Below are 26,291 nucleotides of genomic sequence, written 5' to 3'. Positions count from 1 at the left end.
AACCCACTATCTACATCCTTCTCCCGGGAACTTGTCCACCATATCAGTTCATTATAAAAATCTTAGATTTTTGTCTTGACAACTGAGCCACTATAGGTATCCTGTGGATGGAAAAACAGACTATATTTTTCTCATAAAATTGACAAAAGAAGATCTGAAATATAAAAAGACCGTTCATTTATTGTTTGGAGGAACAGAGGAAGAAATGTTTTCCGATCACCTCACTATTTTTCAGACAGGCAGGGGATTGCGGTATTTCATATCCTGGATGAGTTTAATCTCCTGAGGGACATGTTATGGAAAATATGGTGTATCTGGAATTGCTATGTAGGGGTCTGATGTATATGTGGGGAAGATTGATTCCTTTGAAGTTGATTTTGCAGTTCAGAACAGTAAGGAAATCTGGTATTATCAGGTCGCTCTTTCCGTGCGAGATGAAAAGACGCTGGAACGGGAACTGAGACCGCTTATTGCGATTGGTGACCCACTATCCCAAAATGATCCTGACGCTTGATGATGACCCGGAAGCACAGTACGATGGAATATGGCGGATCAATGCCAGGGACTGGCTACTTGGTCTGACTGATAACTAAAAGGGCTTGGACGTCTGATGCACGATTTTCATTGCAAAGACGTAAAGGATATGTACAGTGGGATCTTTGCGGAAGCATAGGGTGCCGGGCTTTTCCCGGCTTTTGTATTTACGCAGATGAGACAAGGTGATTAGAGGTGTGCGCTGAAAATCCGGAAGCTTGAAATTGCTCCGCTTTAATGATAATATGGAGTAAAGTTAAAGGACTCTTAGACGCCGGAAGGAGCGAGGGAAAGGTGAGGAAGAAACTTCCCATTGGGATTGATGGATTTGAAAAAATCAGAACTAATGATTTTTATTATGTAGATAAAACTCTGTTCATTAAGGAGCTGCTGGAAAGCTGGGGAGAAGTCAACCTGTTTACCCGTCCAAGGCGCTTTGGGAAGACCTTGAATATGAGTATGCTGAAATGTTTCTTTGAGATCGGAGGAGATCCGGCACTGTTTGCGGGGCTGAAGATTGCGAGGGAAAGGGCGCTGTGTGAGAAGTACATGGGGAAGTTTCCTGTGATCTCCATCAGCCTGAAAAGTGTGGATGGATTGGATTTTCAAGCAGCTTTGACAGCGCTGAAGACAGTGATTGGAGATGAAGCCGGAAGATTTCATTTTTTACGTTCCAGCGATAAACTGACAGGTGATGAGAAGCAGGCGTATGCACAGCTGACAGAGGTTGGTTCATCCCAGGGCGGAATTTATACGATGACAGATAAAGTGGCCGCAGCGAGTCTGAAAACACTATCAAAGCTTTTGTCCAAACATTACGGCCAGAAGGTCATTTTGCTCATTGATGAGTACGATGTGCCTCTTGATAAGGCGTTCCAGGCCGGATACTACCATGAGATGGTAAATCTCATCCGCAATCTGCTTGGAAATGCCTTAAAGACCAATGACAGCCTGTATTTTGCAGTGCTTACCGGGTGCCTGAGAATTTCCAAAGAGAGTATTTTCACTGGCCTCAACAACCTGAAGGTACACACTATTTCGGATGTCCGGTATGATGAGTTTTTCGGTTTCACCAATGCGGATGTGGATGAAATGTTGACATTCTATGGCCTGTCTTCTTACAGGGATGTGATCCGTGACTGGTACGACGGATACCGTTTTGGGGATACGGAAGTGTATTGCCCATGGGATGTGATCAATTATTGCGATGAGCTGCTGGCAGATCCAAAGACCATGCCAAAAAACTACTGGGCCAATACCAGTGGGAATGGCCTCGTTCTCCGTTTGCTTGAAAAAGCAGATCAGACCACGAAAGATGAGGTGGAGGAACTGCTAAACGGGGGAAAGATCACGAAAAAGGTCAGCCAGGAACTGACGTATCGGGATATTGAGGATAGTATTGAGAATGTGTGGAGCGTCCTTTATGCCACAGGCTATCTGACAGGCAGGCATTTGGATCAGGCTGATGCGGATATATTCCGCTTATGGATTCCAAATGGTGAGATCCGCAAATTATTCTATGAACTGGTGGAGGATTGGTTCCGGGAAACAACATGGTCAGACACAGAGAGGATCAACCGTTTCTGCGCGGCGTTTCCGGCGGGGGACATAGATACACTCCAGAATATGCTTGGCGATTACCTTTGGGATTCCATCAGCGTTCGGGACACGGCAGTACGAAGGAATATGAAAGAAAATTTTTATCATGGGATGCTGCTGGGGCTGCTCAGGAGCCAGGGGAGCTGGCTGGTCAAATCTAACGCGGAAACAGGGGAAGGGTACAGCGATATTTCCGTTCAGACGCCGGAACGGATCGGGATTGTGATCGAGATTAAGTATGCGGATGACGGAAACCTGGAAAAAGCCTGCGATGAGGCGTTGGTTCAGATCGAAGAAAAGAAGTATGCGGAAGGTTTGAAACGCCGGGGAATGAAAAAAATCATGAAATACGGTATAGCGTTTTGGGAGAAATCGTGTATGGTAGTGACGGCGTGAAAGCGGAGGCGTGATTAGTCCTGTGGGCCTTTATTTGAATTATGAAAGTGGATATGTATCTATCCCTAATAAGGAACTGATGGAGTTTGCCCGCCATACGTTCGGTTCTATGAAAATGTAAAATAATGAGAGAATGGGAAATACCCGTTCTCTTTTTTAATTGGAGGATAATTATATGTCAGAGAAAGTTTCTTTTAAAAATAATGGAAAGTTAAAATTGCTGATCATTGTGGGTACCCGGCCGGAGATTATACGGCTGGCGGCAGTGATCAAGAAATGCCGAAAGTATTTTGATACGATCCTGGCCCACACTGGCCAAAACTATGATTACAATCTTAACGGCGTGTTTTTCCATGACCTGGAGCTGGAGGCGCCGGAAGTTTATCTGGACGCGGTGGGAAAGGACCTCGGGGAGACCATGGGAAATATCATTGCCCGGTCCTACCAGCTTATGGTGGAAATCCAGCCGGACGCGGTGCTTGTTCTTGGGGATACCAATTCCTGCCTGTCGGTGATCGGGGCGAAGCGCCTTCATATTCCCATTTTTCATATGGAGGCGGGCAACCGCTGTAAAGACGAATGTCTGCCGGAGGAGACAAACCGGCGGATCGTAGATATTATTTCTGACGTAAACCTGGCCTACTCAGAGCATGCCCGGCGCTATCTGGCAGACTGCGGATTACCCAAGGAGCGGACCTATGTGACCGGCTCTCCCATGGCGGAAGTTCTTCACGCCAACCTGGAAAAGATCGAGGCGTCGGATATCCATCAGCGCCTTGGCCTGGAAAAAGGAAGGTATATTCTTCTGTCCGCCCACCGGGAGGAGAATATTGACACGGAAAAGAACTTTTTAAGCCTCTTTAATGCCATTAATAAGATGGTTGAAAAGTACGATATGCCTGTTCTTTATTCCTGCCATCCCCGTTCACGAAAACGTATCCAGGCGTCCGGATTTGTCCTTGATCCGCGGGTGATCGCCCATGAACCCCTTGGATTCCACGACTATAATTGTCTTCAGATGAATGCCTTTGCTGTAGTGTCCGATTCCGGGACATTGCCGGAGGAAAGTTCTTTCTTTACATCAGTAGGACATCCATTTCCGGCGGTGTGCATCCGCACCAGCACCGAGCGGCCGGAAGCTCTGGACAAAGGCTGCTTTGTTCTGGCGGGAATTGACGAGACGTCCCTTTTGCAGGCAGTGGACACCGCTGTGATGATGAACGCCAACGGGGATTATGGCCTGCCTGTGCCGGATTACAAGGATGAAAATGTTTCCGATAAAGTGGTGAAGATCATTCAGTCCTATACAGGGGTTGTCAATAAAATGGTATGGCGGAAGTTTTAAAAGAGAGGAATGTTGAAATGAAAATCTTAGTGACAGGGGCCCGGGGATTTGTGGGAAAAAATCTTGTGGCCAATTTGAAGAATATTATGGAAAATAAAAACCGGACCCGCCCGGAGCTTTCCATTGAGGCTGTGTATGAATATGATCTGCAAACTAATCCGGCTCTGCTGGATGTTTACTGTAAGGACGCGGATTTTGTATTTAATCTGGCGGGGGTGAACCGACCGAAAGAAAACAGTGAATTTATGGCGGGCAATTTTGGATTTGCCCGGACCCTTCTGGATACATTGAAAAAATATAAAAATACTGCGCCGGTCATGTTGTCTTCATCTATCCAGGCAACCCTCATTGGACGTTACGGCCAGTCGGATTACGGAAAAAGCAAGCTGGCCGGGGAGGAGCTTTTCTTTGATTACGCCAAAGATACCGGGGCCAAGGTTCTTGTGTACCGTTTTCCCAATCTTTTTGGAAAGTGGTGCCGCCCCAACTATAATTCGGCGGTGGCTACATTTTGCAACAACATGGCCAATGACCTGCCGATTACAGTCAATGACCGGGCTACGGAGCTGGAGCTTCTCTACATTGATGACCTGGTGGAGGAAATGCTGGACGCCCTGGAAGGAAAGGAGCATCGCTGCGATTACGACGGCCTGACGCCGGTGGAAAAGGCAGAGGGACGATACTGTTTTGTCCCCGTGACCCACAAAGCGACATTGGGGGAAATTGTGGATCTTTTAGAGAGCTTTAAGGCTCAGCCATCTTCCCTGATGATGCCTCAGATCCCTGACGGCTCTTTTGAAAAGAAGCTGTATTCCACTTACCTTTCCTATCTGCCGGAAGATCAGACAAAGTTTCCGTTAAAGATGAATGTGGATGAGCGGGGCAGTTTTACAGAACTGTTAAAGACAGCATCCTGCGGCCAGTTTTCCGTCAATATCAGCAGGCCGGGGATCACCAAGGGCCAGCACTGGCATAACAGCAAGTGGGAGTTTTTCATTGTGGTGTCCGGCCACGGGCTGATCCAGGAGCGCCGGGTAGGCTTAGACGACAACGGCCAGCCTTATCCGGTACGGGAATATGAAGTCAGCGGCGAAAAAATCGAGGCTGTCCATATGCTGCCTGGCTATACCCATAACATCATTAATCTCAGTGACACTGAAAATCTTGTGACAGTGATGTGGGCCAATGAAACCTTCGATCAGGGACATCCGGATACCTTCGGAGAACCGGTGTAGGTTTAAAGGTTTATGGATTTTTTCTGGAATATTTATCCTGTACTTGGCCTGGAAAGTATTATTTTTGCCTTTTTGACAGCGCTGACTGTCTATGGCGCAGGACTCTTTTTATATAAAAAAGGCTTCATTACTTTTTCTTGGCGAATCAGTTTTGCGGTGATGATATTTTATATTCTTCTGGTGCTGTCCTACACTGTTTTTGCCAGGAAAACTGCAGCGGATTATCAATATCAACTGGTTCCTTTCTGGTCTTATTGGGAAATTCTCCATGGGAACCGGCCTCTCCTGGAAGAAGATTTTTGGAACATTATCATGCTTATGCCAGTGGGAATCCTTTTGAAAATCAGCATTCCCCGGATACGGCTGAAAAAAAATAATTGTAAATTTTGCCTTTTCATCAGCCATAGAGATTTTACAGTTTATTTTAAAAAAAGGGCTGTTTGAATTTGATGATATTTTTCACAATACTCTGGGAGGTATTATCGGCTGGGCTGTGGTTGTTTTGATTTTGCGAATAAAATTGAGGAAAGCATGAGTGTTGAAAAATGAGAATGCGTGGCAAACCTGTGAGTGGAACTTTGCCAATGACATGGGATCAACGGTTATTAACTTTTTATAAATTTTCTGCGATACATTGTGATTTTTTTCGACTGGTGATAAGATAAAGTAAAATGTAAGAATGGAGGTGCCCGGATGGATTTTAAGGAACATCGGGAGAACGACATTTTTACAGAAGATAAAGCGGCGGGAAAGAGTTTGGCAGCGGCCGAAAATACACTGGAAGCCCGTCGGGAGAGATACAAAGTGATTATTCGGAATTTTACAATTATGAGTGACACATTTATGCGGAAGGTCTTCGACCGACGGGAATGTGTGGAGTATGCCCTCCGGGTGATCATGGGAAAGCCGGATCTGCAGGTAACGGGATTTGTTGTTCAGGGAGATTATAAAAATCTGCAGGGGCGGTCGGCCATATTGGATTGTGTGGTCAGAGATTCCCTTGGCCTCTATTATGATCTGGAAATCCAGCAAAAAGATGAGGGCGCCAATCCAAAGCGCGCAAGGTATCACAGTAGCCTGATGGATATGAATATTTTGGAAGTAGGAGAAAATTTTGACCATCTTCCGGAAAGATATGTCATATTTATTACAGGAAAAGACCCATTGGGCGGCCGGCATCCGATCTATCATATCCGAAAAAGAATTGACGAAAGCGGAAAGCCTTTTGATGCTGACGATTATGTTATATACGTCAATTCCAGCATACAGGATGATACAGAGCTTGGGCGTCTGATGTACGATTTTCATTGTAAAGACGCAAAAGATATGTACAGTGAGATTTTTGCAAAACGTGTCCGGGAATTAAAGGAAACCCAGGAGGGAGTGGAACAGATATTCTGGAAATGGAAAAGATGAAAGGAGGCTGTTGTGGATGCCCGGCTATATTATACATTTGACGGAAGCAAAATTGATTATGGAGCTGCTTGAGCAGAGGCGGCAGCCTCTTTCTGTGTCGTGGCGGCAGAGTTTTTTGTATGGCAGCCTTCTGCCGGATGCTGTGCCGAAAATGAGTAAGCATTACTCTCATTTTTGGAGGAGCGACGCTGAAATTTATGCGATCCGGACGCCACAGTGGAAGCTGTTTTTAAAAAAGTATGGCATGGATGTAAGAGATCCGAAAATGTTGGGATATTTGGCCCATCTGTATTTAGATCAGCGCTTTTTTGACGAATATTTCCCAGGCCTTATTGAATTTCTGGATGCCGGAGGATGCCCTGCGGGAGTACTCAAGGATATCCGGTATGGGGTGATCAAAAAGAGTGGCGAGCGGGTGCCTCTATCCAGGCTGTTTTCAGGGGAGTATATGTACGGGGATTACACCCGGCTGAATCTCTTTTTGTACAGGAGATACCTTATTGATCTTCCAAAGATTCCGGAAGATGATCCGGAGCCGGGCAGCCGGCAGGTTGAGGAATGTTTGCCCTGTGATATGAAGGGGCTGCTGGCGCATCTAAAAGATTATTTGAAGTCGAGCGCTGCTCTTGAGTCCTGTGAGAAAATCCGCGGTGAGCGCGTATGCCTTGAAGATCAGCTTAAAGTCTTCGAAAAGTTTTCTCTGGAAAAATTTTTGATGGATGTAGCCGGAGATTTTTGCGCACTATAAAATTTATTCTGTACAAGGTTGAATATTCAATGTATAATTGTTGTGTAAAATTCGGATACGGATTGTAATTGTCATAATCTGAGCGGACGGGGGATTGAAAATGAAAACATACAAAAACTATGACGAATTTGAAGATGAGGAATTGAGCTTTGGAAAGAAAACTTTCGCTGACCTGGATAGGGAGCCGGAAGATGGAGAGTTTGTTTTTGAATATGATGAGGAGATGGCAGAAAAGATACGCTGTGACAATTCAGAATATCTGGAGATTTTTGAGGATGACCTGGAAGCGGCCGGCGTGGATGATGATGTTATTAACCGGCATTTAAGTTATGTGGATCTTTATCTGAATCACTTTCTTCTTCACGAAGATATTCTTCCCATGGAGGAAGGTACAATGAATATTGATATGTTTCTGGGAGACTATTTCATCCGGAAATATGCCGGGGCTACGCCAAAGACTATTAAATCGGCGGCGGGCAGTATTAAAAAGTTTTACCGGTGTATGGCAAAACACGGGAATATTGAGCAGGATGATTATGATTACCTCTCCTTGACTGTTGAGGAAAAGATGGATGAATGGCAGAGAATTTGTGAGCGCCATAATGATCCGTCAGAGGACGATCCGCTTGCTGAATTTCCTATTTAAAAGGAATTACAGGTTAAAGGTCAGAGACAAAGCGAAGATGTTTTGTTTCTGGCCTTTGCCCTGAAAATTTTAGAGCAAAATAGTACCGGGAGTTTCCCGGTCAGTGTATTTGTACAAAAGCGAGGTAAAGAAAATGTCAAAGTATTTTGGAACGGACGGTTTCAGAGGCGAAGCTAATGTTACGCTGACTGCGGATCATGCTTTTAAGATTGGCCGCTTTTTAGGTTGGTATTATGGGAGAAATAAAAAGGCAGGAGAGCGGTGCCGCATCCTTATTGGCAAAGATACGCGGCTGTCTTCCTATATGTTTGAGTTTTCTCTGGTGTCAGGAATAACAGCTTCGGGGGCGGACGTTTATCTGATGCATGTGACCACAACCCCATCTGTTGCGTATATTGTGTACACACAGAATATGGATTGTGGTATTATGATTTCCGCCAGCCATAATCCTTATTATGATAATGGGATAAAATTAATCAATGCCTCCGGGGAAAAGATGGAGGAGGAGACGCTTTTAAAAGTGGAAGCTTACATTGACGGGCTGGCCGGCGAAGTGCCTCTGGCAAAAGGGGCGGATATTGGACGCACTGTGGATTTTTCCGACGGCCGTGACCAGTATATGAATTTTTTGCAGTCCCTTGCCCTTAAATCCTACGAAGGCAAGAAGGTTGGCCTGGACTGTGCCAACGGAAGCACATGGATGATTGCAAGAAAAGTTTTTGAAAATCTCGGAGCCCAGGTATTTGTTATTAATGATCATCCCGATGGAAACAATATTAATAAAGACTGCGGCTCAACCCACATGGAGGGCCTGTGTCGTTTTGTGGTGGAGCATCATTTGGATGTGGGCTTTGCCTTTGACGGCGACGGTGACCGGTGCCTGGCCGTGGATGAAAAGGGGAATATTGTAGACGGCGACGGGATTATATATATTTATGGGCGCTATTTAAAAGAGCGGGGTAAGTTGATTGGAAATAAAGTTGTGACAACGGTTATGTCCAATTTTGGACTTTATAAAGCTTTAGATGCCATTGGCATTGAGTATGAAAAAACGGCTGTGGGCGATAAATATGTTTACGAAAATATGGCAAATAACGGGTACCGCATTGGCGGTGAGCAGTCTGGCCATATTATTTTCAAAAAGTACGCCACAACCGGCGATGGCATTTTGACAGCTATTAAGATCATGGAAGTGATGCTGGCAAGAAACACGTCACTTTCTCAGTTGGCAGAGCCTTTTAAAAAGTATCCCCAGAAACTGGAAAATATCCGGATTATGGATAAAGAGACAGTTTTGGCAGACCCGGATATAGTGGGAAAGATCAGGGCCGTGGAGGAAGCGTTGGGAGAGAATGGACGTATTCTTGTGCGGGGCAGCGGTACAGAACCTTTGATCCGGGTTATGGTTGAAGCCAGGGATGAGGATATTTGCAAAAAATATGTGGACAGTATCATTGATACGATCCGGAAAAAAGGCTATGAAGCCTGAGAATTTTTTGGGAGGAATATCAATATGTGTGGAATTGTTGGATATACTGGTGTTATGGAGACAGCGCCGATTTTAATTGAGGGATTGTCCAGGTTAGAATATCGGGGATATGATTCAGCGGGGATTGCTGTGGTTAGTCCGGGAAATGGCGGACCGGCCATTGAGATTATTAAGGCCAGAGGACGTTTGCAGGCCCTACGGGAAATGACGGATAACGGGCGGGCAGTCCGGGGAACATGCGGGATCGGACATACCCGCTGGGCCACTCACGGGGAACCGTCAGTAGTCAATGCCCATCCTCATTTTTCTAAGGATAAGAAAATTGCGGTGGTCCACAACGGAATCATTGAAAATTACAAAGATCTGAAAGAATGGCTTGGAAAAAAGGGCTTTGAGTTTATCTCTGAGACGGACACAGAGGTTGTGGCTCACCTGCTGGATTACTATTATAAAGGCAATCCTCTGGAGGCCATCTGCAAAATGCTCGGCCGCGTTCGTGGTTCTTATGCCCTTGGCATTTTGTTCCAGGATTTCCCGGATAAGATTTATGCTGTGCGCAAAGATAGCCCGCTGATCATCGGCACGTCGGATCAGGGCAATTTTATTGCCTCCGATGTCCCGGCAATTTTAAAATATACAAAAACTGTATGCTATGTGGATGATATGGATATTGTTGAGCTGTCCACGGATCATATCCGGTTTTTTAACACAGATCAGGAAGAAATCCAAAAGGAGTTTAAGACCGTACAGTGGGATGCCAAGGCTGCTGAAAAAGAAGGCTTTGAGCATTTTATGCTGAAAGAAATTTACGAACAGCCCAAGGCTGTGGCCGATACCATTTCCCCAAGAATTAAAGATGGAAATGTGGTTCTTGACGAGTTGGAAATGACAGAGGAAGATATTAAAAAGATCAGCCGCATCCAGATGGTGGCCTGCGGTTCCGCCTATCATGTATGTATGTGCGGTAAATATATTCTTGAGCAGATGGCAAAAATTCCGGTGGATGTGGATCTGGCCTCAGAATTTCGTTACCGGCAGCCAATTCTTGGCGATAACACTCTGGTCATTGTCATCAGCCAGTCCGGCGAGACCGCTGATTCCCTGGCAGCGCTGCGGGAGGCGAAAAAGCTGGGACATAAAGTCCTTGCCATTGTCAATGTGGTAGGAAGCTCCATTGCCAGGGAGGCGGACAGTGTCCTTTACACATGGGCCGGGCCGGAAATTTCTGTGGCGACTACGAAAGCTTACAGTACTCAGCTTGCGGCCATTTATCTCATCGCCCTCCTTTTTGGCCGGACAAGGGAAGTGATCAATCAAGAAGATTACAAAAAATATGTGGCGGAACTGGGGCGGCTGCCTGAGAAGATCCAGCGTATTCTCGATGAAAAAGAGCGCATACAGTGGCTGGCCAACAAATTTTCCCACGCCAAAGATGTATTTTTTATCGGCCGCGGCCTGGATTATGCCATCTCCATGGAAGGCTCTTTGAAATTGAAGGAAATTTCTTATATACATTCGGAAGCCTACGCTGCCGGAGAATTAAAACATGGGACGATCTCGCTGATTGAAAATGGCGTTCTTGTCATCGGTGTGGCTACCCAGCCGGAACTGTTTGAAAAGGAGATCAGCAACCTCGTGGAAGTGCGCAGCCGGGGGGCCAGCGTTCTTGGGCTGACCCTCTACGGCAATTATGCTATGGAGGATATCGCTGACTTTACCATTTATGTTCCCAAAACCGAAGATTATTTTACTACTAGTCTTGCGGTGATTCCGCTTCAGCTACTGGCTTATTATATTTCTGTGGCCAGAGGATTGGATGTGGATAAGCCGCGTAATCTGGCTAAGAGCGTGACGGTAGAATAAAATCCTCGCTGCCGGCTAAGCGCCGTATGTCTGGCATCATGAAAATTTTTCCACAAATAAACTTGTTCCAAAATTTTCTGATGCCAGCCGCATGGCTGAATAGGTTTTGGCATATACTATTTTCGAGGTGATTTCATGGAGTATTGTGTATGCTGCGGCGCGCCGATCCCGGAGGGCGGTTGGATTTGCTGGCGCTGCAAGGCGTATCCGGAAATGATCGGTTCTAAGAAAATGTCAGAGACGATGGCCGGCGAAAAAGAAGATTCTGGGAAGGTCATGAATATGAATCCTATGTGGAATGTTGTTGGCCGGGCAGACGGCGGTGATCAGGGAAAACTGCGGGAATGAAGCTGTAATATGTCAGATGTTAAAGTGATGAGACACTGTACGGCATGGATTTGAAAATTTAAGAAACTGTAATAAAAAAGCCATGGACTGGAGGGAATATCTGAAAGTCCATGGCTCTATTTTTTTGCTCCCATATATTCCGATCCGGGCGAATTATATTCTGCAGCTCCACCGTGATTTGTTTCAATATTCAGAGAAAGGGATCGGCGATCACTTCAAAACACGCAAAATTATATTAGCGCAGCAGACACGGAGAAAAACGAATTTGTACTCTTTACTCCGTTAGCGCTATATGAGACTCTAACTGCGGTTGATACGATATGTGAAAGCTACAATCGTGTGCTTGACGCACAGAAAATTGACGCTCTTATCCTGATTCCTCTTTTTATTCATTACTTCCTTTGCATCCATCCATTCAACGATGGGAACGGAAGGATGAGCCGGCTGCTTACAACTTTGGAGCAAGAACGCTAAAAATAAAAATCTGTATTACAATGCGTTTGAAACCTGTCAGCGTGGCTGGTATGAGAACCAGGAAGATCCTGCACCGTTCATTAAATATCTGCTGAGAACGATCCTTGCGGCATATCGGGACTTTGAGGACAGAGTAAATCTCGTCAGCAAAAAACTCCCGGCAGTAGAGGTGGTAAAGCGTGCTGTGTATGGCAGAATTAGAAAATTTACTAAGAGTGATATCATGGAGTTCTGTCCGACTATTGGAAAGACTTCTGTGGAAAGTTCTATCAAACAGTTGGTTGATAAGGGCGTGCTGGTAAAACATGGTTCCGTCCGTTCTATTATATCAGGAGTGATGCAGAGTGAAATGAATCATTTGGAGAAATGATTGAAATAGGCGGGACACAGTTTTCACAGGAAAAATTGTGACACGGGATTCGCAGTGACGAATCAATACCAGAGGCTGGCTTCTTGGCCTGGCAGATTAACTAAAATAATATGATTTACAAATGAAAAGTATATAGTTCTATATTTGTAATATTTTTTCGCAATCTATTCAGTAACAGTTCAGCCATCAGGGATGGGGAGATGAACGGTTATCCATTTTTGGCGCCTCTTTAATCGCATCCTTGACGTAATATCCGCCTCCGTGGTAAGTTGAGTAAGAAAGAAGACTTCTGCTGCTGAGGCGCGTGAGAGCGATGAGAAAGAAACTTCCCATCGGTAGCGATGGATTTGAAAAAATCAGGACGAATGATTTTTATTATGTAGATAAAACATTGTTTATTAAAGAATTGTTGCAAAATTGAGGGGGGAGTAAACCTGTTTACCCGTCCCAGACGTTTTGGCAAGACGCTGAACATGAGTATGCTGAAGAGCTTTTTTGAGATAGGGACTAACCCTGCGTTGTTTGATGAATTAAAGATTGCGCAGGAAAAAGGATTGTGTGAAAAATACATGGGGAAGTTCCCGGTCATTTTTATCCGTCTGAAAAGTGTGGACGGGCTGAATTTTAAAGGCGCGGTAGATGCATTGCGCCGAATTATCGGAAATGAAGCCTGCAGGTTTAGTTTTCTGGACAACTTGGGCAGAAAGACAAAGAACTGTATAATGGGCTGACAGCAATCAAAGATGGGAGTTTTATTATGGCGGATGATGTTCTTTTTGATAGCCTAAAAACACTCTCTCATCTTTTATCCAAGGATTATAGACAGAAGGTGATCCTGCTGATCGAAGAGTACCATGTGCCGCTGGATAAAGCGTTTCAGGCTGGATACTATGATGAGATGGTAAATCTCATCCGTAACCTGCTTGGCAATGCGCTGAAAACCAACGATAGTTTGTACTTTGCAGTATTCACCGGGGGTCTCAGGATTTCTACGGAAAGCATCTTTACAGAGCTGAATAATCCGAAGGCACATACAATCTCGGATTTTAGATATGATGAGTACTTCGGCTTTACCGATGCAGATGAAATCCTAAAGTACTATGGCCAAACATCTAATAGGGACTTGATACGCGACTGGTATGATGGCTACCGATTTGGGGATACAGACGTATATTGCCCCTGGGATGTGATCAATTACTGCGATGAGCTGCTGTCGAATCCCCATGCCGAACCGGAAAATTACTGGGCCAATACCAGCGGAAACGATCTGATCCGCCGCCTGCTGAAGAAAGCCAATCAAAGCACAAGAAATGATGTTGAGCAGCTGATCAACGGCGGCGCCATTATAAAACCTATCCTGACTTACAGGGAGGTGGAGGATTCCATTGACAATATCTGGAGCGTGCTTTATTTCACAGGTTACCTGACCTGCCGCAGGAGAGTGCCTGGAAAGCAGATGGAACTGACATTGCCAAACAGAGAAGTACGGGAACTGTTTATTGACCTGGTAAAAGGCTGGTTTGAAGAAACGCCCCAGACAGATCCCGCAAGAATCAACCGTTTCTGCGTGGCATTTTTCAAAGGGGACGTGGCTACGATCTAGTATATGCTCAGCGATTACCTGTGGGAATCCATCAGCGTGATGGACACGGCTGTGAGAAAGAACATGAAGGAAAATTTCTATCACGGGACGCTGTTAGGTCTTTTTCAGAGTCAGGATAGATGGCTGGTAAAGCCTAACGCAGAGACTGGAGGCGGCCTATGCGGAGGCGCTAAAGCAGATCGAAGATAAAAAGTATGCAGAAGGGCTGAAACACCGGGGTATGAAGAAGATCATTAAATATGGCATAGCTTTTTGTGAAAAAGAATGTATGGTGGTAATGGCGTAAAGTCATGACCTGTAGTTTATACATGTAAAGTATATGCTTCTACATTTACAGTATTTTTTACAATCTGCTATTTCAAACATATGCTTGATAAAATAGATGATGAAAGCCCTCTGTGGAAGCTGAGCAATGACTTCCTCAGAGGGTATTTTATTATGTAGTTTCGGCAAGGCGGTTCTCCTGCCTTTATCTGTGAAGTCTATCCTCTATGCACCTTATAATATTTAAAATAATACTTCACACATAAAAAGTAAATAGTTACAAAACATCATGTAATTTAAAATACTCCCTTGAGTTCATTTCAATTGATTATATCGCTAAATGATATACTTTACATTTGTAAAGCATATACTCCAATGACAAAAACTATTCTCGTCTGAAAAAGGCGAGAATTAAAGGTTTATATTTTCAGGAAACCTGTTGGAAAAAGTCATTTTCCAACAGATGGAGGTGTGGTATACTAATCTTGCGATTTCAAAAGATCTTGTGCCATTATAAAACGGGCGTTTTATTGTGAGAGGAAGTTATGTCGTTATGAAGAGAAAATATCTAAAAAGATTGGCGGTTTTTGTTGTGACACTGGCGCTGACGACGTCTTTTGTTCTGGGAATGTCGGACAGATGTTTTGGTGCTTCGTCGGGAGTGGAGATGTCTGTTGACGGTGAAGCGACAGTTCCTGGCGGGAAAAGCGGTTTAGCTGATCCGGCGGATGAGGACGGGGATATTTTATCGCCTTATGAGAAAAACTATATCCGGCAGCATTTGGATTACTGCGATAGCTGGGAGTATAAAGCGATCCGGTCAACGTCGGGGATGCTTGCCCAGGATACGGCTTTGGCCTACAATGAAGCCGGTCTGAATGCGGCAAACCGCACATGGGATCAGCTTTCATCATTTTTTGTCCTGATCGGCGGCGGCCAGATTGATGAAGGATTGACAAATTCATTGGAAATTACCAACAAATATGACATTCCAGTGTCCTACCTTATGCAGACAACGGCTTCAGAGGACAGTTTTTCGGAAAGCTACGAGGCCGCCTATCTTAACGCAACTGTAGATATGTTGAATGATATTAAAAGCCTTGTCAGTGACACATCCGGCCTTGCGGGAGATATGTCTGAGGGAAGTCTTGGTAAAGTGGAGGAAATGGCTGGTTTTATTGATCAGGTGATTGTGACTATCGAAGACTTTAAGGGAACAACAAAAGCCGGACAGCAGGCTCTCTATAAAGACGCTTTGGATGAGATAAAAAATAAAATTAAAACGGATTTTATCGAAGAAGATCAGGAGATACTAGCTGAAGGCATTAAAAGCCTGAAAGCGGCCAGGGCGGTAGCACAGATCGGCACAGAGACTTACTCGGATGTCATTGATGCCTGCATCCTGTACAATACCTGTGTCCAGGCGACGGACGTTTGGTGTGAATCCTGGAGAAAGATCGGTGATTCTGCCAGAAAGTCAGGTACGGATGAGAGTAAACTTTTGGCGGAATCCATTGAACGTATACTGGGGGAAATCGAGAGTGCCAAGGAAGATATGGCGATCAGTCTTGTCACAGAAGCTTTGAAATCTGTGGCGGGCAACACTGCTGTGTATGCGGTTAACTTTTTAAGTGACGCATGGGATAAGATGGCAGACTCTTGGACTATTGGAAAGGCTATCAGGCAAGGGCTGCTTGCAGGTGTTACAGTTTCCAATGTCATTACGAATTGTGATGATATCGCTTACTTTGGGGAAATGCTTATAAGTGCAGGTATTCTCGCCGCCCACGGATGGAATGTATTGACAGAGGCGGAGGAAGCCCTGGAGGAAAGGGGAGATTTCCAGTCCGCGCTGGCATTTGATGAGATTTTTAATATATATAAGGAAATTCAGATCGCGGCCTGCGACTATGCTATTAACTACTATCAGGCGATCATCACCGCGCCGCCGGGATATATTTTTAAGTACACTAACGGTGATGAGATTGCCGCTCAAAATCAGATTCTTGCTCAGAAAGCTAAGTGGATGGCTTATCAGTGCCACGGTGAGGAGGGTGTAATTGTCAATAATGGCGGCCGGTTTGTCTCTTATGATGAATGTACATATTACTGGCGTTTCGCGCCTGGAAGCGTGGAAGAGACTGGGATTCTGGGAAATTTTAACCGAGTAGGAGGCGTAAACAATGACCTGATCTGCCGGAAGGCCAACGGTGAAGAGACAGTTGTCATCCAGGATACGGGGACTGGTCCCATATTCATTTCCGGGGATCGGATTTATTATGAGAAAGGTATACAGTCCTGGGGGGTGTGTGAGTTCAACGGTACACCGGTGACTACCTACGATGCTATAAGTATTCTGGCGGCGGTACCCCAGCAGCAATCGGTCATTGCTTTTAGCGATGATAAAGGGATTTTTGCCATTGAGGCGGATGGAACCCAGACGGTTCTCGCCCCAAAAAACGCCAGCTTTATTGGAATTTCAGGCAACAATATGTATTATGGCGCGGCGGAAGAAAATATTATGGATATCCGCAGTATTGGGCTGGATGGCCAGGATCAGGCCCCTATTGGAACTATTACCCTGCCGGAGAGCAGTCAGGATCTGGGTGCGATCTGTTTTGGTGACATATTGACGAAAGATGACGCCTTCTATGTGACCTGCGGCTTTTATGGAGGAAGCGGCGGCGTCTTTTCCGACGGAGGCATTTACCGTATCAGCCGGGAGGGCGGCGTTGAGACACTGTTAGATCCTTCCGGTTCCCAGCAGGTTAACTTTCCAAAGCTTTATATCCAAAATCGTGATGATGGGGATGTTTTATATTATTACTGCGGCGACGGTTATATGAATGCGGGTTCCTGGGACACCTGGGTTTCCCAGGATGTTTATAGTTTGAATCTGGAAACCGGGGAGACAAAGGCAGAGGACTTTATTTTAAGCAATATCGGGGACGCTGTATGTGTGGATGGCAGGGTGCAGACTCTTGTGGACGACAGCGGACAGTACAGGGAAATCCTTTCTGCTGAAACGGCGGATTCACTTGGCTATACCGATATTGGGGATCTTTCCGGAGAAAGTGAGACTTTTGTCGCGGACCTGGATATTGTGGGAGATATGGCCTATTTTACCATAACAAAGATGACAAAAGATTCTTCTCTTGATGTGGGATGGCGGACCGGTTACCGGCGCGATCCTATGAGAACCTATGTGACACAGATTGGTTCAGGAAATGCAACATTGCTGAATGAATATTAAAATCAGAAAATGGATAATAAAAAGCGGGGGCCAACATTTGATATGCCTGGCAGTCGAGAAAGATTTTTGAAAGGAGTATATACTTTATGGATGAAGGACCACATTACAGTTCATCACCTGAAAAGCATAGAAAGAGCAGAAACTCCGGGGGAAAGAGACGCCACAGGTACCCTTTGTGGGTGCGGGTTCTGACCATTGTTCTGGCGGTGATTTTTGCTCTGGCGTTGGGCGGCCTGATTTTTGTCCTGGCAAAGATCGGTCAGATTAATCAGGCGGTGGAAGTTGAGCGTCTGGCGAGAGAGTCTGAGTATTTTGAAACCGATGAAGTGGACAGCGATTTAGAGACGATGAACCCAGAGGAAGTGACATGGGATGGCACTGAGACTGTAGGCGGCAGCGATGATGTTACCAATATTCTCCTCATCGGCCAGGACCGCCGTCCGGGAGAGTCCCGGGCTCGGTCAGACGCAATGATTATCGCGTCTATTAATAAGACAGATAAGACTATTACGCTAACTTCTCTTATGAGAGATATGTATGTCCAGATTCCCGGATACAGCGATAACCGTATTAACGCGGCGTATGCCTTTGGCGGTATGGAGCTTCTGGACGAAACTATTAAAGAAAATTTCGATATTGATATTGACGGCAATATTGAAGTGGATTTTTCTGGTTTCCAGGATGTGATCGACAGTATCGGCGGCATCGACCTGGAGATTCAGGCTGATGAAATCAGCGTAATGAATGATTACATTCGCGATCTCAACCGTCAGAACGGCGTTTACAGCGAGACAGGACTGATCACTCAGGCCGGGGTTCTTCATCTGAATGGTACTCAGGCGTTGGCCTATTCCCGTATCCGGTATGTGGGTAATGGGGATTTTGAGCGGACGCAGCGTCAGCGCAGTGTTCTTATGGCGGCCTTTGAAAAAGTCAGTGATCTGAGCATTCCTCAGATGCTGTCCCTGGCAGATACGATCTTTCCTCTGCTGACAACAGATATGAGCAGCACAGATATTATCGGTCTGGCCACCGATGTTCTTACTCTGGGCATCAGCGATGTACAGACCCACAATATTCCTGAGGAGGCGTCCTATCAGTCGGCGAATATCCGGGGAATGGCTGTTTTAGTTCCGGATCTGGATGACTGCCGCCGTAAACTTCAGGAAATTATTTACGGACAGTAATCCTCAAAGGCTGGAGCGTCTATGTCTGTGATATTATCGAAAGGGACTGTGATGATAGCGTCCTGATCATTCCTGAAGATGAGATGGCAAAACTGTGTATCAATATTTTCTAAATTTCCTATGGCGGTGACGTAAGTCCCGCCATCTTTTTTTTCATCGGGGACAAAAAAGGTCAAGGTGAGCCGGGGATGGTCTTCCTGATGGCGGCGACAAAAGGTCAGCTTTTCATTGATGGCTTCCTGAAGATCAGAGGAAAGCTTCTTTTCGTTCTGGGTCATCCGGCCGGCCTCGGCTACAGCATCATCGTAGCCGGTGAGCGCCGCAAAGGGGGAAAACTGGGCGGCCCTGCTGCATAAGGGCATATGGGGGTGGGTTGTGGATTGATAGTGGGGCAGATGGATAAGATCATCATAGTTGTGGGAATTCATGGATCAGTCACCTCTTTTTGGCAGGGAATAGGTCAGGAAAACTATAGTCAGGCTTTATGGCCTCCGATCTGGTTATTTCTTGTGGGAGTCATGGCGCCTTCTTCCAGATTCATTCCTTTTAATATAGCATTTTTCCCAAATTTCTTCCGGATATTGAGGACAGCTTGCTGCATCCGGCGCTCTTTTTGGAGTGTCTGGCACTGAGCCTGGGCCTGTTCGGAACTGAAGAGTTCACTGTCAAACAGAGTGAGCTGACGGAAACTTTCGTTTTGGACGGATTCTGCCTCGGAGATTACGTGACCGGCAGTGATGGTGACCCGGTGGACAAGAAGGCCGGGGCGGATGATCTCATCGTACAGGCGGCTTATGGCGTCAATGATTTTTTGGCTGCTGTTGGTGTGATGGCCCAGACATTTTGTCCCGTGGGAATGTTTTGGAACCCGGCGGCCATAGTAATCTGAGGATATAGGTACAGAGGCCGGGGCATGGCTATTGTCTGTGCTGCCGATACTGTCTGTGCTTTGAGACAGGCTGGCGCTGTCGTAGCCGATGGTGAGGACGAGCTGATCTGTGACCAGTCCTTTATCCACAAGATCAAGGGCCAGAAGGTCGGTCATCTCCCGGACAATAAGGCGGGCCTCACGGACTGTATAAGGCCGGGGGAGAACCTGGCCGGAGCCAAGAGAACGGCTGGAGGGCCGGTAGGCTTTAATGTCTCTGATGGTGCATGGTTCCCAGCCCCAGGCGTGGTCAATGAGAAGTTCTGCGTTGACCCCGAAAAGACGGTACAAAAGATCCTCATTATAGTAATCTGAGGGGGAACCCATGGAGCAGCGGGCGATATCGCCCATGGTGTAAAGGCCGTTGTCGCAAAGCTTTCTGGCGTAGCCCGGGCCGATGCGCCAGAAGTCTGTCAAAGGCCTGTGGTCCCACAAAAGCCGGCGGTAAGTATATTCATCCAGGCTGGCAATGCGCACGCCGTCTTTATCCGGCGGCACATGCTTGGCGACAATATCCATGGCTACTTTGGCCAGATAGAGGTTGGCGCCTACACCTGCGGCGGCAGTGATGCGCGTAGTTTCAAAGACATCCCGGATGATTCTGCGGGCCAACTGTTCTCCTGTCATGCCATAGGTTTTAAGATAGTCAGTCACATCCATGAAAACCTCGTCGATGGAGTAGACATGAATATCTTCCGGCGCGATATATTTTAAATAGATGGCGTAGATATCGGCGCTGAGGGAGAGATAGCGGGCCATACGGGGCGGGGCGGTAATGTAATCAAGACCAAGGGAAGGATCTTTTGCCAGAGCGGCAGTGTCGCTGCTGTAACCGGAAAATTCCCAGCGGCCATGGGGGCCGCGAACAGCCTTATGCTGACGGACCGCTTCAGACAGACGCATGGCGTTGATCTCTTTGACTCTCTGGACAACCTGGAATAGACGGGCTCTTCCGGGGATGCCGTAGGCTTTTAAGGAGGGCGAGACAGCCAGACAGATGGTCTTTTGAGTGCGGGAGGCGTCAGCCACTACAAGATGTGTGGTGAGAGGATCCAGATTCCGATCGGCGGCTTCGCAGGAAGCATAATAACTTTTCAGGTCAATGGCGATATATGTCCGCGGCATGTTCTCTCCTTTCCGGGTCCTTTGAGGCAGGCTCTGAGGATAATGGTTGCGGGATACTGGCAAGGCGTCCAGTATAAGGGAGGCATATATTACATAAAATCAGAACAAATGTTCTCGAACTTATGTTCTAATTATACGCCGCAAAAAGAGAATTGTCAATATGAGAGTACCGGCCAATTTATGGAAAAGTAATGGGGTATAAAAGTTCTGAAAATGCAACTATTTTTAGTCGCATTTCCTTTTCGCATTGTGTATAATATGAATTGAGGAGGGTACATTATGGGGCAAAAAGAAAAATTAATCCAACGGTTAAAGTCAAAGCCAAAAGACTTTACATTTGATGAAGCAGAAACATTACTGCGATATCTGAGTTACGTCCGATTAAATAAAGGCAAAACCAGCGGTTTTCGCGTTATGTTTACAAGCGAAGAACACAAAGCAATTTTGCTTCACAAACCTCACCCGCAAAAAGAACTGAAAGCCTATCAGATAAAACAATTGATAGAAGTTTTAGAACAGGAGGGACTCATATGAATAACACAATCCAATACAGGGGATATATTGGCAGCGTTGAATTTTCTGAGGAAGATGGGCTCTTCTATGGTAAAGTAATGGGAATACGCTCCCTGATCTCTTATGAAGGGGAAAACGCCAAAGCACTCATTGATGATTTTCATGGTGCAGTTGATGATTATTTAGCAATGTGCGAAGCAGAGGGCCGGACACCAGAAGTTGCATATAAAGGCAGCTTTAATATCCGTATTTCACCGGAACTTCACAAACGTCTGGTCATTTATACCACAGCGCACAATATATCTCTGAACCGCTACATCGAAGATACATTGGAAAAATCTCCAGCCGCACAAGCGCAATAAGCAATTTCCCAGCCAAGCCACAAAGCCTGGCTGGGATTTTTATCTAATTCAAACAGAGGCTCGACAAACGTGCTTATTTCGTTATCCATATAAGCACGTTTGTTTATGATTAGTTACTATTTACAGTCCAATGTCAGTTAGTTAAGATGATAAAATGATCCTGTGACAGAGTCTAACTCAAATATGATATTTCAATTTTTTTGATGTTGGGGTCAAAAGGTCTTTTGACCCCATGATGCCACGGATTTCTCCGCGCTCCGCGCTCTCGAAAATCTACGCTTCGCTCCGGTCGGTGCAGAGCAGACATCCACCGGATGTCTGCTCTGCACCTCATGTTTTTCGGGTCTCAAGGTCATGCTTTTTCATGTAAGCATGAAAAGCATGACCTTTTGACCTTGGCATCATTTTTTTAATGGATATAGCGGAATACGGTTACTACTGACAAAATTACATATAGATCCGTACTTTTAACTAACTGACATTGGTTCAGTCCGCGCCATTCGCAAAGCCGCTATTCCGCCTGCTTTGCAGGCTTTAGCGCTCCATAATACTGATAGATTCAATGCCAACGCTGCCGCCGCGGACAACTTCAATGCTTTTAAATTCTTCTTTAATCAGCTTAATGACCGCGTCGTTTTTGGTTGCTGTCTGGACAAATTCCAGCAGCAGGCTGTCCCGGCCGTAGTCGATCACTTTGGCCTTAAATGCTTCGGCGATCTGAAAGAGAGCGGTCTTGTCTTCCAGGGAGCAGTTTTTAACTTTAACATAGAGGATTTCTTTCATACGGACAAAAATATCCGTGAAATCAATAACTTTAATGACTTCGATCATACGGTTGAGCTGCTTTTTGATCTGCTCAAAAGTTTCATCGTCGCTGACAGTGGCGATGGTCATGCGGGAAACGGTCGGGTCCTCGGTGGTACCTACAGTAAGACTGTCCAGGTTGTAGGATTTTCCCGAAAAGAGACCGGAGATTTTTGAAAGCACGCCAACCTGATTTTCAACATAGAGAGAGATCCATCTTTTCTTCATACCTTTATCCATATCGTATCCTCCTAACAATCCATAATCATATCTTCCAGAGTGCCGCCCGGTTTGATCATCGGATAGACCATCTCCTCCGGGCTGATGATAAACTCAATAAGGGTCGGGGTCGTTGTGTTCTTTTTCGCTTCCTCAAAGGCAGCATGGATCTCCTCTTTCCGGGTGACGCGCATGCCTTTGGCACCGTAGCTTTCAGCCAGCTTGACAAAATCCGGGGTGTATTCCGGATATTCCTCGCCGTTGGTGCGGCGGGAGAGGGCGCCGGCCTTTAAGTTGGTCATGGCGTAGCGCTTTCCGTAAAAAAGTTTCTGCCACTGGCGTACCATGCCAAGGTATTCATTGTTGAAAATACAGATAATTACAGGAAGCTCCTCAAGAACTGCGGTGGCCATTTCCTGGATATTCATCTGCATACCGCCGTCGCCGGAGACAACAATAACCGGTTTATCCGGATTGCCGATTTTGGCGCCGATGCCGCCGGGAAGTCCGTAGCCCATAGTGCCAAGGCCGCCAGACATAACAAGCTGCTTTTTGGCGGTAATATCCGCGTACTGGGTTACAAGCATCTGATGCTGGCCAACGTCGGTGACAATGATCCCCTCGTCAAATTCACTGTTGATCTCGTTAATAATGTCCAGAGGACTTAATGCACCGGAATTTTTCCGCATGGTCAGAGGATGTTCGCCGCACCAGCCCTGGATCTCTTCACGCCATTTCTTTGTATCGCAGGGTTGCACATACTCATCCATTTTAATCAGCGCCTCCCTGGCGTCAGCTACAATAGGCACATGGACATGGATATTTCTCGAAATGGACGCCGTGTCAATATCAATGTGGATAATCTGAGCGTGGGGAGCGAAAGCGTGGAGTTTCCCGGTGATTCTGTCGTTAAAGCGGGTGCCGATGGAAAAGAGCAAGTCACAGTTGCTCACTGCCATATTTGCGCCGTAGGCACCATGCATACCGATATCTCCGATAAAAAGCGGGTGGTCCGTGGAGATGGCGCCCCGGCCCATAATGGTAGTCACTACAGGAACCTGGGTTTTTTCCGCAACCTGTGTGAAAATATCCTGGGCGTGGGCGATATTTACGCCGCCGCCGGCCAGGAGCAAAGGCTTTTTGGCGCTATGGAGCATTTTGATGGCTTTCTTTAACTGTCCGATATGGACACTTGTGTTCGGTTTGTATCCCCGGATATTGACAGAATCCGGATAATCAGGGCTGCCAAGTTCGGCCATAACATCTTTTGGCAGGTCGATAAGTACGGGGCCGGGACGGCCAGTGCGGGCGATATAAAAAGCTTCTTTGACAATGCGGCCAAGGTCTTCCCTATTGCGCACAGTAACACTGTATTTTGTAATGTTTCTCGTGATGCCAACAATGTCCACCTCCTGGAAGGCGTCGTTGCCGATAAGGTAGCGGGCCACCTGACCGGTAAAACATACTAAGGGTACAGAATCATAATTGGCGGTGGCAAGTCCTGTCACCAGATTGGTGGCTCCCGGACCGCTGGTTACAAGACATACACCCACTTTTCCTGTGGTCCTGGCGTAAGCGTCGGCTTCATGGACAAGGGCCTGTTCATGTCTTGGCAGAATGATCTTAATGGAATCCTGTTTATAAAGTTCGTCGCTTAAATCAATGGTGCAGGCGCCAGGGTATCCGAAAAGTACTTCTACGCCTTCATCTTTCAGTGCTTTTACAAGCAGCTTGTTTCCAGAAATCTGTTTCATAGTAAAATCCTCCCTGTTCATATTTTTCATGCTTTGCGGGAATGGCAGGCTGCGGCGCTGTCTGTAGTCCAAAGTAAAAAGGGCAGCCGCCAAATGAACGTGCAGGCATGTCTGTCTGGTTCATTGTCCGAGAAAATAAAAAAAAGCCCCGGCAAAAATGCTTAGGGCGAAATTAAATCCGTGGTACCACCTAAATTCAAAGCTAAAGGCTCTGCACTCTGTCAGTACGAATATCTTCCCGGAAAGGCAGATATGAATACTGCTCCCCTGTAACGTGGGGAAACGTCAGAACTTAATAAGCGCCTGAAATTGTCAGGCAGCCGTTGGGCCTGCTGCTCGAAGGCTACTTCCATAAGGACGCTGCGAAGATTTTCACCGGCCATCTTCTCTCTGTGGGAGCGCGGTCTCATGTACTCCTCCTTGTCACTGCATTTAAAATAATAGTGAAATTAGCGTTATTATAGCTGTTTTCAGACAATATGTCAAGATATCTCTTAAATTTTCATGGATTAACTGTTGCAAAAAAAATTCACAATGCACTCAGGAAAATACAAAGAAATCCATTGTATTTTTACTAAAAAAAGTATAAAATAATAATTGGAAATATACTAAAAAATAAGAAGGGAACTAAATTATGTTTGGATTTGGTAATTTAATCGAAATTCTGAAAAAAAGCCCAAAGAAAATCGTATTTACAGAAGGCACAGACGCCCGTATCCTTGAGGCATCATCCCGTCTTCTGGCCAGCAACTTCCTTCATCCTATCCTGGTAGGCAATCCGGATGAGGTGAACGCTGCGGCTGAGGACACCGGCTTCAATATTCGGGGCGCTGAAATTATTGATCCGGCCAACTTTGACCGCATGGATGAGATGGTAGATCTGTTCTGTGAACTGAGAAAGAGCAAAGGCGTAACACCGGAGCAGGCCAGAGAGACATTAAAGCAGGCCAATTACTTCGGAACAATGCTTGTGAAAATGGGTGTGGCTGATGCCCTTCTTGGCGGCGCTACATATTCCACAGCAGATACTGTCCGTCCGGCGCTCCAACTGATTAAGACAAAACCAGGCAACAAGATCGTATCTTCCTGCTTCATTATGGTCCGTCCTTCCGCTGTCGGCGATAATGAAGTTCTTGCTATGGGTGACTGCGCCATCAACATTAAACCTACAGAAGATGAACTTGTGGAGATCGGCCTTGAGTGCGCTCAGTGTGCGAAGATTTTTGGCGTTGATCCTAAAGTGGCATTTTTAAGCTACTCCACCCTTGGTTCCGGAAAAGGCGAGGATGTGGATAAGATGCGCAACGCTGCACAGAAAGCCAAACTTAAAGCACCGGATCTTCCAATTGAGGGAGAGATTCAGTTTGACGCTGCAGTTGATCCCCGTGTGGCCCGCACAAAGTGCAAAGATTCTGCCGTTGCCGGCCATGCAAATACATTTATTTTCCCGGATATCAATGCCGGAAATATTGGTTACAAGATTGCGCAGAGACTGGGAAACTTTGACGCTTATGGTCCAATCCTTCTTGGCCTGAACGCGCCAATCAACGACCTGTCCAGAGGCTGCAACGCTATGGAAGTTTATTCTATGGCCATTATCACAGCGGCTTTAGCTTAAGCAACATCATAATCATATGAGTTGCCTGACAAATGGGCATGAGGCACGATTGCTTCGCTGCGGTCGGCCCAAGTCAGATGCCACCGGAGCCTAGCGCCCTAAAATACCTCAAATCCGTATATACAAAAATCCCCTGCCGGGGCCGTGTTAAAACGTGCTGGCTGGGGATTTTTTGTGATACACCGGGGGGCTGCGTGC

Annotated in this window: 23 protein-coding genes, 1 pseudogene and 1 other annotated feature; of the genes and pseudogenes, 20 read left to right on the top strand and 4 right to left on the bottom strand. The window is 46.1% G+C overall.

Annotated elements, in window-relative coordinates:
- Nucleotides 1-346: 346 nt before the first annotated feature.
- The 17 genes and pseudogenes from HNP82_RS18345 to HNP82_RS04795 all read left to right on the top strand — a co-directional run bounded on the left by HNP82_RS18345 (nucleotide 347) and on the right by HNP82_RS04795 (nucleotide 18,770).
- Nucleotides 347-514 carry a hypothetical protein gene (locus tag HNP82_RS18345; protein WP_330599436.1) on the top strand — a complete coding sequence of 56 codons (168 nt, stop codon included), beginning with the start codon at nucleotides 347-349 and terminating at the stop codon, nucleotides 512-514.
- Between the two features lie 314 nt (nucleotides 515-828).
- Nucleotides 829-2,529: an AAA family ATPase gene (locus HNP82_RS04870; protein WP_330599435.1), complete on the top strand. Its 1,701-nt coding sequence runs from the start codon at nucleotides 829-831 to the stop codon at nucleotides 2,527-2,529.
- A gap of 175 nt (nucleotides 2,530-2,704) precedes the next feature.
- A complete protein-coding gene (gene wecB / locus HNP82_RS04865; RefSeq protein WP_183772067.1) occupies nucleotides 2,705-3,874 on the top strand; it encodes a non-hydrolyzing UDP-N-acetylglucosamine 2-epimerase in 1,170 nt (389 codons plus the stop codon).
- 17 nt (nucleotides 3,875-3,891) lie between these two features.
- Nucleotides 3,892-5,109 (top strand): polysaccharide biosynthesis C-terminal domain-containing protein, encoded by a 1,218-nt coding sequence (locus HNP82_RS04860; RefSeq protein WP_183772065.1) that lies wholly within the window; start codon nucleotides 3,892-3,894, stop codon nucleotides 5,107-5,109.
- Between the two features lie 12 nt (nucleotides 5,110-5,121).
- A complete protein-coding gene (locus HNP82_RS04855; RefSeq protein ID WP_183772063.1) occupies nucleotides 5,122-5,553 on the top strand; it encodes a Glia associated membrane protein glam-1 family protein in 432 nt (143 codons plus the stop codon).
- Entirely contained in the window at nucleotides 5,483-5,644 is a 162-nt protein-coding gene (locus HNP82_RS18755; protein ID WP_183772113.1) for a VanZ family protein, read from the top strand. The genes HNP82_RS04855 and HNP82_RS18755 overlap by 71 nt, the downstream gene beginning before the upstream one ends.
- Before the next feature lie 158 nt (nucleotides 5,645-5,802).
- Nucleotides 5,803-6,525, top strand: a complete 723-nt coding sequence (locus HNP82_RS04845) for a hypothetical protein (protein WP_183772061.1) — start codon at nucleotides 5,803-5,805, stop codon at nucleotides 6,523-6,525.
- A 16-nt stretch (nucleotides 6,526-6,541) separates the two neighbouring features.
- Nucleotides 6,542-7,273, top strand: coding sequence for a zinc dependent phospholipase C family protein (locus HNP82_RS04840; protein ID WP_183772059.1), 732 nt, complete (start codon nucleotides 6,542-6,544; stop codon nucleotides 7,271-7,273).
- A 100-nt stretch (nucleotides 7,274-7,373) separates the two neighbouring features.
- Nucleotides 7,374-7,919, top strand: coding sequence for a recombinase (locus HNP82_RS04835; protein ID WP_183772057.1), 546 nt, complete (start codon nucleotides 7,374-7,376; stop codon nucleotides 7,917-7,919).
- 133 nt (nucleotides 7,920-8,052) lie between these two features.
- Complete coding sequence (gene glmM / locus HNP82_RS04830; protein ID WP_183772055.1) at nucleotides 8,053-9,408, top strand: phosphoglucosamine mutase; 1,356 nt, start codon at nucleotides 8,053-8,055, stop codon at nucleotides 9,406-9,408.
- A 24-nt stretch (nucleotides 9,409-9,432) separates the two neighbouring features.
- On the top strand, nucleotides 9,433-11,271 hold the full coding sequence (gene glmS / locus HNP82_RS04825) for a glutamine--fructose-6-phosphate transaminase (isomerizing) (RefSeq protein ID WP_183772053.1): 1,839 nt from the start codon (nucleotides 9,433-9,435) through the stop codon (nucleotides 11,269-11,271).
- A 135-nt stretch (nucleotides 11,272-11,406) separates the two neighbouring features.
- Nucleotides 11,407-11,619: a hypothetical protein gene (locus HNP82_RS04820; RefSeq protein ID WP_183772051.1), complete on the top strand. Its 213-nt coding sequence runs from the start codon at nucleotides 11,407-11,409 to the stop codon at nucleotides 11,617-11,619.
- 186 nt (nucleotides 11,620-11,805) lie between these two features.
- Nucleotides 11,806-12,093 carry a Fic family protein gene (locus HNP82_RS18750; protein WP_183772111.1) on the top strand — a complete coding sequence of 96 codons (288 nt, stop codon included), beginning with the start codon at nucleotides 11,806-11,808 and terminating at the stop codon, nucleotides 12,091-12,093.
- 223 nt (nucleotides 12,094-12,316) lie between these two features.
- The gene (locus tag HNP82_RS04810; protein ID WP_183772049.1) at nucleotides 12,317-12,463 is read left to right on the top strand and encodes a hypothetical protein; all 147 of its coding nucleotides are present in this window, start codon (nucleotides 12,317-12,319) and stop codon (nucleotides 12,461-12,463) included.
- Between the two features lie 313 nt (nucleotides 12,464-12,776).
- Nucleotides 12,777-14,352 (top strand): annotated as a pseudogene (locus HNP82_RS18570) (AAA family ATPase).
- A gap of 531 nt (nucleotides 14,353-14,883) precedes the next feature.
- Nucleotides 14,884-17,583, top strand: coding sequence for a hypothetical protein (locus tag HNP82_RS04800; protein ID WP_183772047.1), 2,700 nt, complete (start codon nucleotides 14,884-14,886; stop codon nucleotides 17,581-17,583).
- An 86-nt stretch (nucleotides 17,584-17,669) separates the two neighbouring features.
- Nucleotides 17,670-18,770: an LCP family protein gene (locus HNP82_RS04795; protein ID WP_183772045.1), complete on the top strand. Its 1,101-nt coding sequence runs from the start codon at nucleotides 17,670-17,672 to the stop codon at nucleotides 18,768-18,770.
- On the opposite strand, the gene HNP82_RS04790 is transcribed toward HNP82_RS04795, so the two are convergent.
- Together HNP82_RS04790 and HNP82_RS04785 are read right to left on the bottom strand one after the other, a co-directional pair.
- Nucleotides 18,758-19,198: a hypothetical protein gene (locus HNP82_RS04790; RefSeq protein WP_183772043.1), complete on the bottom strand. Its 441-nt coding sequence runs from the start codon at nucleotides 19,196-19,198 to the stop codon at nucleotides 18,758-18,760. The genes HNP82_RS04795 and HNP82_RS04790 overlap by 13 nt on opposite strands.
- Before the next feature lie 47 nt (nucleotides 19,199-19,245).
- A complete protein-coding gene (locus tag HNP82_RS04785; protein ID WP_183772041.1) occupies nucleotides 19,246-20,823 on the bottom strand; it encodes a Y-family DNA polymerase in 1,578 nt (525 codons plus the stop codon).
- A gap of 279 nt (nucleotides 20,824-21,102) precedes the next feature.
- On the opposite strand from HNP82_RS04785, the gene HNP82_RS04780 reads away from it, so the two are divergent.
- Together HNP82_RS04780 and HNP82_RS04775 are read left to right on the top strand one after the other, a co-directional pair.
- Complete coding sequence (locus HNP82_RS04780) at nucleotides 21,103-21,357, top strand: type II toxin-antitoxin system HicA family toxin (protein ID WP_183772039.1); 255 nt, start codon at nucleotides 21,103-21,105, stop codon at nucleotides 21,355-21,357.
- Complete coding sequence (locus HNP82_RS04775) at nucleotides 21,354-21,698, top strand: type II toxin-antitoxin system HicB family antitoxin (RefSeq protein ID WP_183772037.1); 345 nt, start codon at nucleotides 21,354-21,356, stop codon at nucleotides 21,696-21,698. Before HNP82_RS04780 ends, HNP82_RS04775 begins: the two co-directional genes overlap by 4 nt.
- A 534-nt stretch (nucleotides 21,699-22,232) precedes the next feature.
- On the opposite strand, the gene ilvN is transcribed toward HNP82_RS04775, so the two are convergent.
- Together ilvN and ilvB are read right to left on the bottom strand one after the other, a co-directional pair.
- Nucleotides 22,233-22,742: an acetolactate synthase small subunit gene (ilvN, locus tag HNP82_RS04770; protein ID WP_183772035.1), complete on the bottom strand. Its 510-nt coding sequence runs from the start codon at nucleotides 22,740-22,742 to the stop codon at nucleotides 22,233-22,235.
- Between the two features lie 11 nt (nucleotides 22,743-22,753).
- On the bottom strand, nucleotides 22,754-24,475 hold the full coding sequence (gene ilvB / locus HNP82_RS04765) for a biosynthetic-type acetolactate synthase large subunit (protein ID WP_183772033.1): 1,722 nt from the start codon (nucleotides 24,473-24,475) through the stop codon (nucleotides 22,754-22,756).
- Nucleotides 24,476-24,634: 159 nt separating this feature from the next.
- Nucleotides 24,635-24,911, bottom strand: a binding site (T-box leader).
- A gap of 198 nt (nucleotides 24,912-25,109) precedes the next feature.
- On the opposite strand from ilvB, the gene pta reads away from it, so the two are divergent.
- Nucleotides 25,110-26,093 (top strand): phosphate acetyltransferase, encoded by a 984-nt coding sequence (gene pta, locus HNP82_RS04760; RefSeq protein ID WP_183772031.1) that lies wholly within the window; start codon nucleotides 25,110-25,112, stop codon nucleotides 26,091-26,093.
- Nucleotides 26,094-26,291 lie beyond the last annotated feature (198 nt).

The sequence above is a fragment of the Catenibacillus scindens genome (assembly GCF_014202115.1).
Taxonomy (GTDB): Bacteria; Bacillota; Clostridia; order Lachnospirales; family Lachnospiraceae; genus Catenibacillus; species Catenibacillus scindens.
This window is presented reverse-complemented; position numbering and strand designations above follow the sequence as displayed.

What these genes read in the sequence shown, in the direction of transcription:
- wecB (WP_183772067.1), top strand. Translation starts at nt 2,705, where the DNA reads ATGTCAGAGAAAGTTTCTTTTAAAAATAATGGAAAGTTAAAATTGCTG.
- HNP82_RS04860 (WP_183772065.1), top strand. Translation starts at nt 3,892, where the DNA reads ATGAAAATCTTAGTGACAGGGGCCCGGGGATTTGTGGGAAAAAATCTT.
- HNP82_RS04855 (WP_183772063.1), top strand. Translation starts at nt 5,122, where the DNA reads ATGGATTTTTTCTGGAATATTTATCCTGTACTTGGCCTGGAAAGTATT.
- HNP82_RS04845 (WP_183772061.1), top strand. Translation starts at nt 5,803, where the DNA reads ATGGATTTTAAGGAACATCGGGAGAACGACATTTTTACAGAAGATAAA.
- HNP82_RS04840 (WP_183772059.1), top strand. Translation starts at nt 6,542, where the DNA reads ATGCCCGGCTATATTATACATTTGACGGAAGCAAAATTGATTATGGAG.
- HNP82_RS04835 (WP_183772057.1), top strand. Translation starts at nt 7,374, where the DNA reads ATGAAAACATACAAAAACTATGACGAATTTGAAGATGAGGAATTGAGC.
- glmM (WP_183772055.1), top strand. Translation starts at nt 8,053, where the DNA reads ATGTCAAAGTATTTTGGAACGGACGGTTTCAGAGGCGAAGCTAATGTT.
- glmS (WP_183772053.1), top strand. Translation starts at nt 9,433, where the DNA reads ATGTGTGGAATTGTTGGATATACTGGTGTTATGGAGACAGCGCCGATT.
- HNP82_RS04820 (WP_183772051.1), top strand. Translation starts at nt 11,407, where the DNA reads ATGGAGTATTGTGTATGCTGCGGCGCGCCGATCCCGGAGGGCGGTTGG.
- HNP82_RS04810 (WP_183772049.1), top strand. Translation starts at nt 12,317, where the DNA reads ATGGAGTTCTGTCCGACTATTGGAAAGACTTCTGTGGAAAGTTCTATC.
- HNP82_RS04800 (WP_183772047.1), top strand. Translation starts at nt 14,884, where the DNA reads ATGAAGAGAAAATATCTAAAAAGATTGGCGGTTTTTGTTGTGACACTG.
- HNP82_RS04795 (WP_183772045.1), top strand. Translation starts at nt 17,670, where the DNA reads ATGGATGAAGGACCACATTACAGTTCATCACCTGAAAAGCATAGAAAG.
- HNP82_RS04790 (WP_183772043.1), bottom strand. Translation starts at nt 19,198, where the DNA reads ATGAATTCCCACAACTATGATGATCTTATCCATCTGCCCCACTATCAA.
- HNP82_RS04785 (WP_183772041.1), bottom strand. Translation starts at nt 20,823, where the DNA reads ATGCCGCGGACATATATCGCCATTGACCTGAAAAGTTATTATGCTTCC.
- HNP82_RS04780 (WP_183772039.1), top strand. Translation starts at nt 21,103, where the DNA reads ATGGGGCAAAAAGAAAAATTAATCCAACGGTTAAAGTCAAAGCCAAAA.
- HNP82_RS04775 (WP_183772037.1), top strand. Translation starts at nt 21,354, where the DNA reads ATGAATAACACAATCCAATACAGGGGATATATTGGCAGCGTTGAATTT.
- ilvN (WP_183772035.1), bottom strand. Translation starts at nt 22,742, where the DNA reads ATGGATAAAGGTATGAAGAAAAGATGGATCTCTCTCTATGTTGAAAAT.
- ilvB (WP_183772033.1), bottom strand. Translation starts at nt 24,475, where the DNA reads ATGAAACAGATTTCTGGAAACAAGCTGCTTGTAAAAGCACTGAAAGAT.
- pta (WP_183772031.1), top strand. Translation starts at nt 25,110, where the DNA reads ATGTTTGGATTTGGTAATTTAATCGAAATTCTGAAAAAAAGCCCAAAG.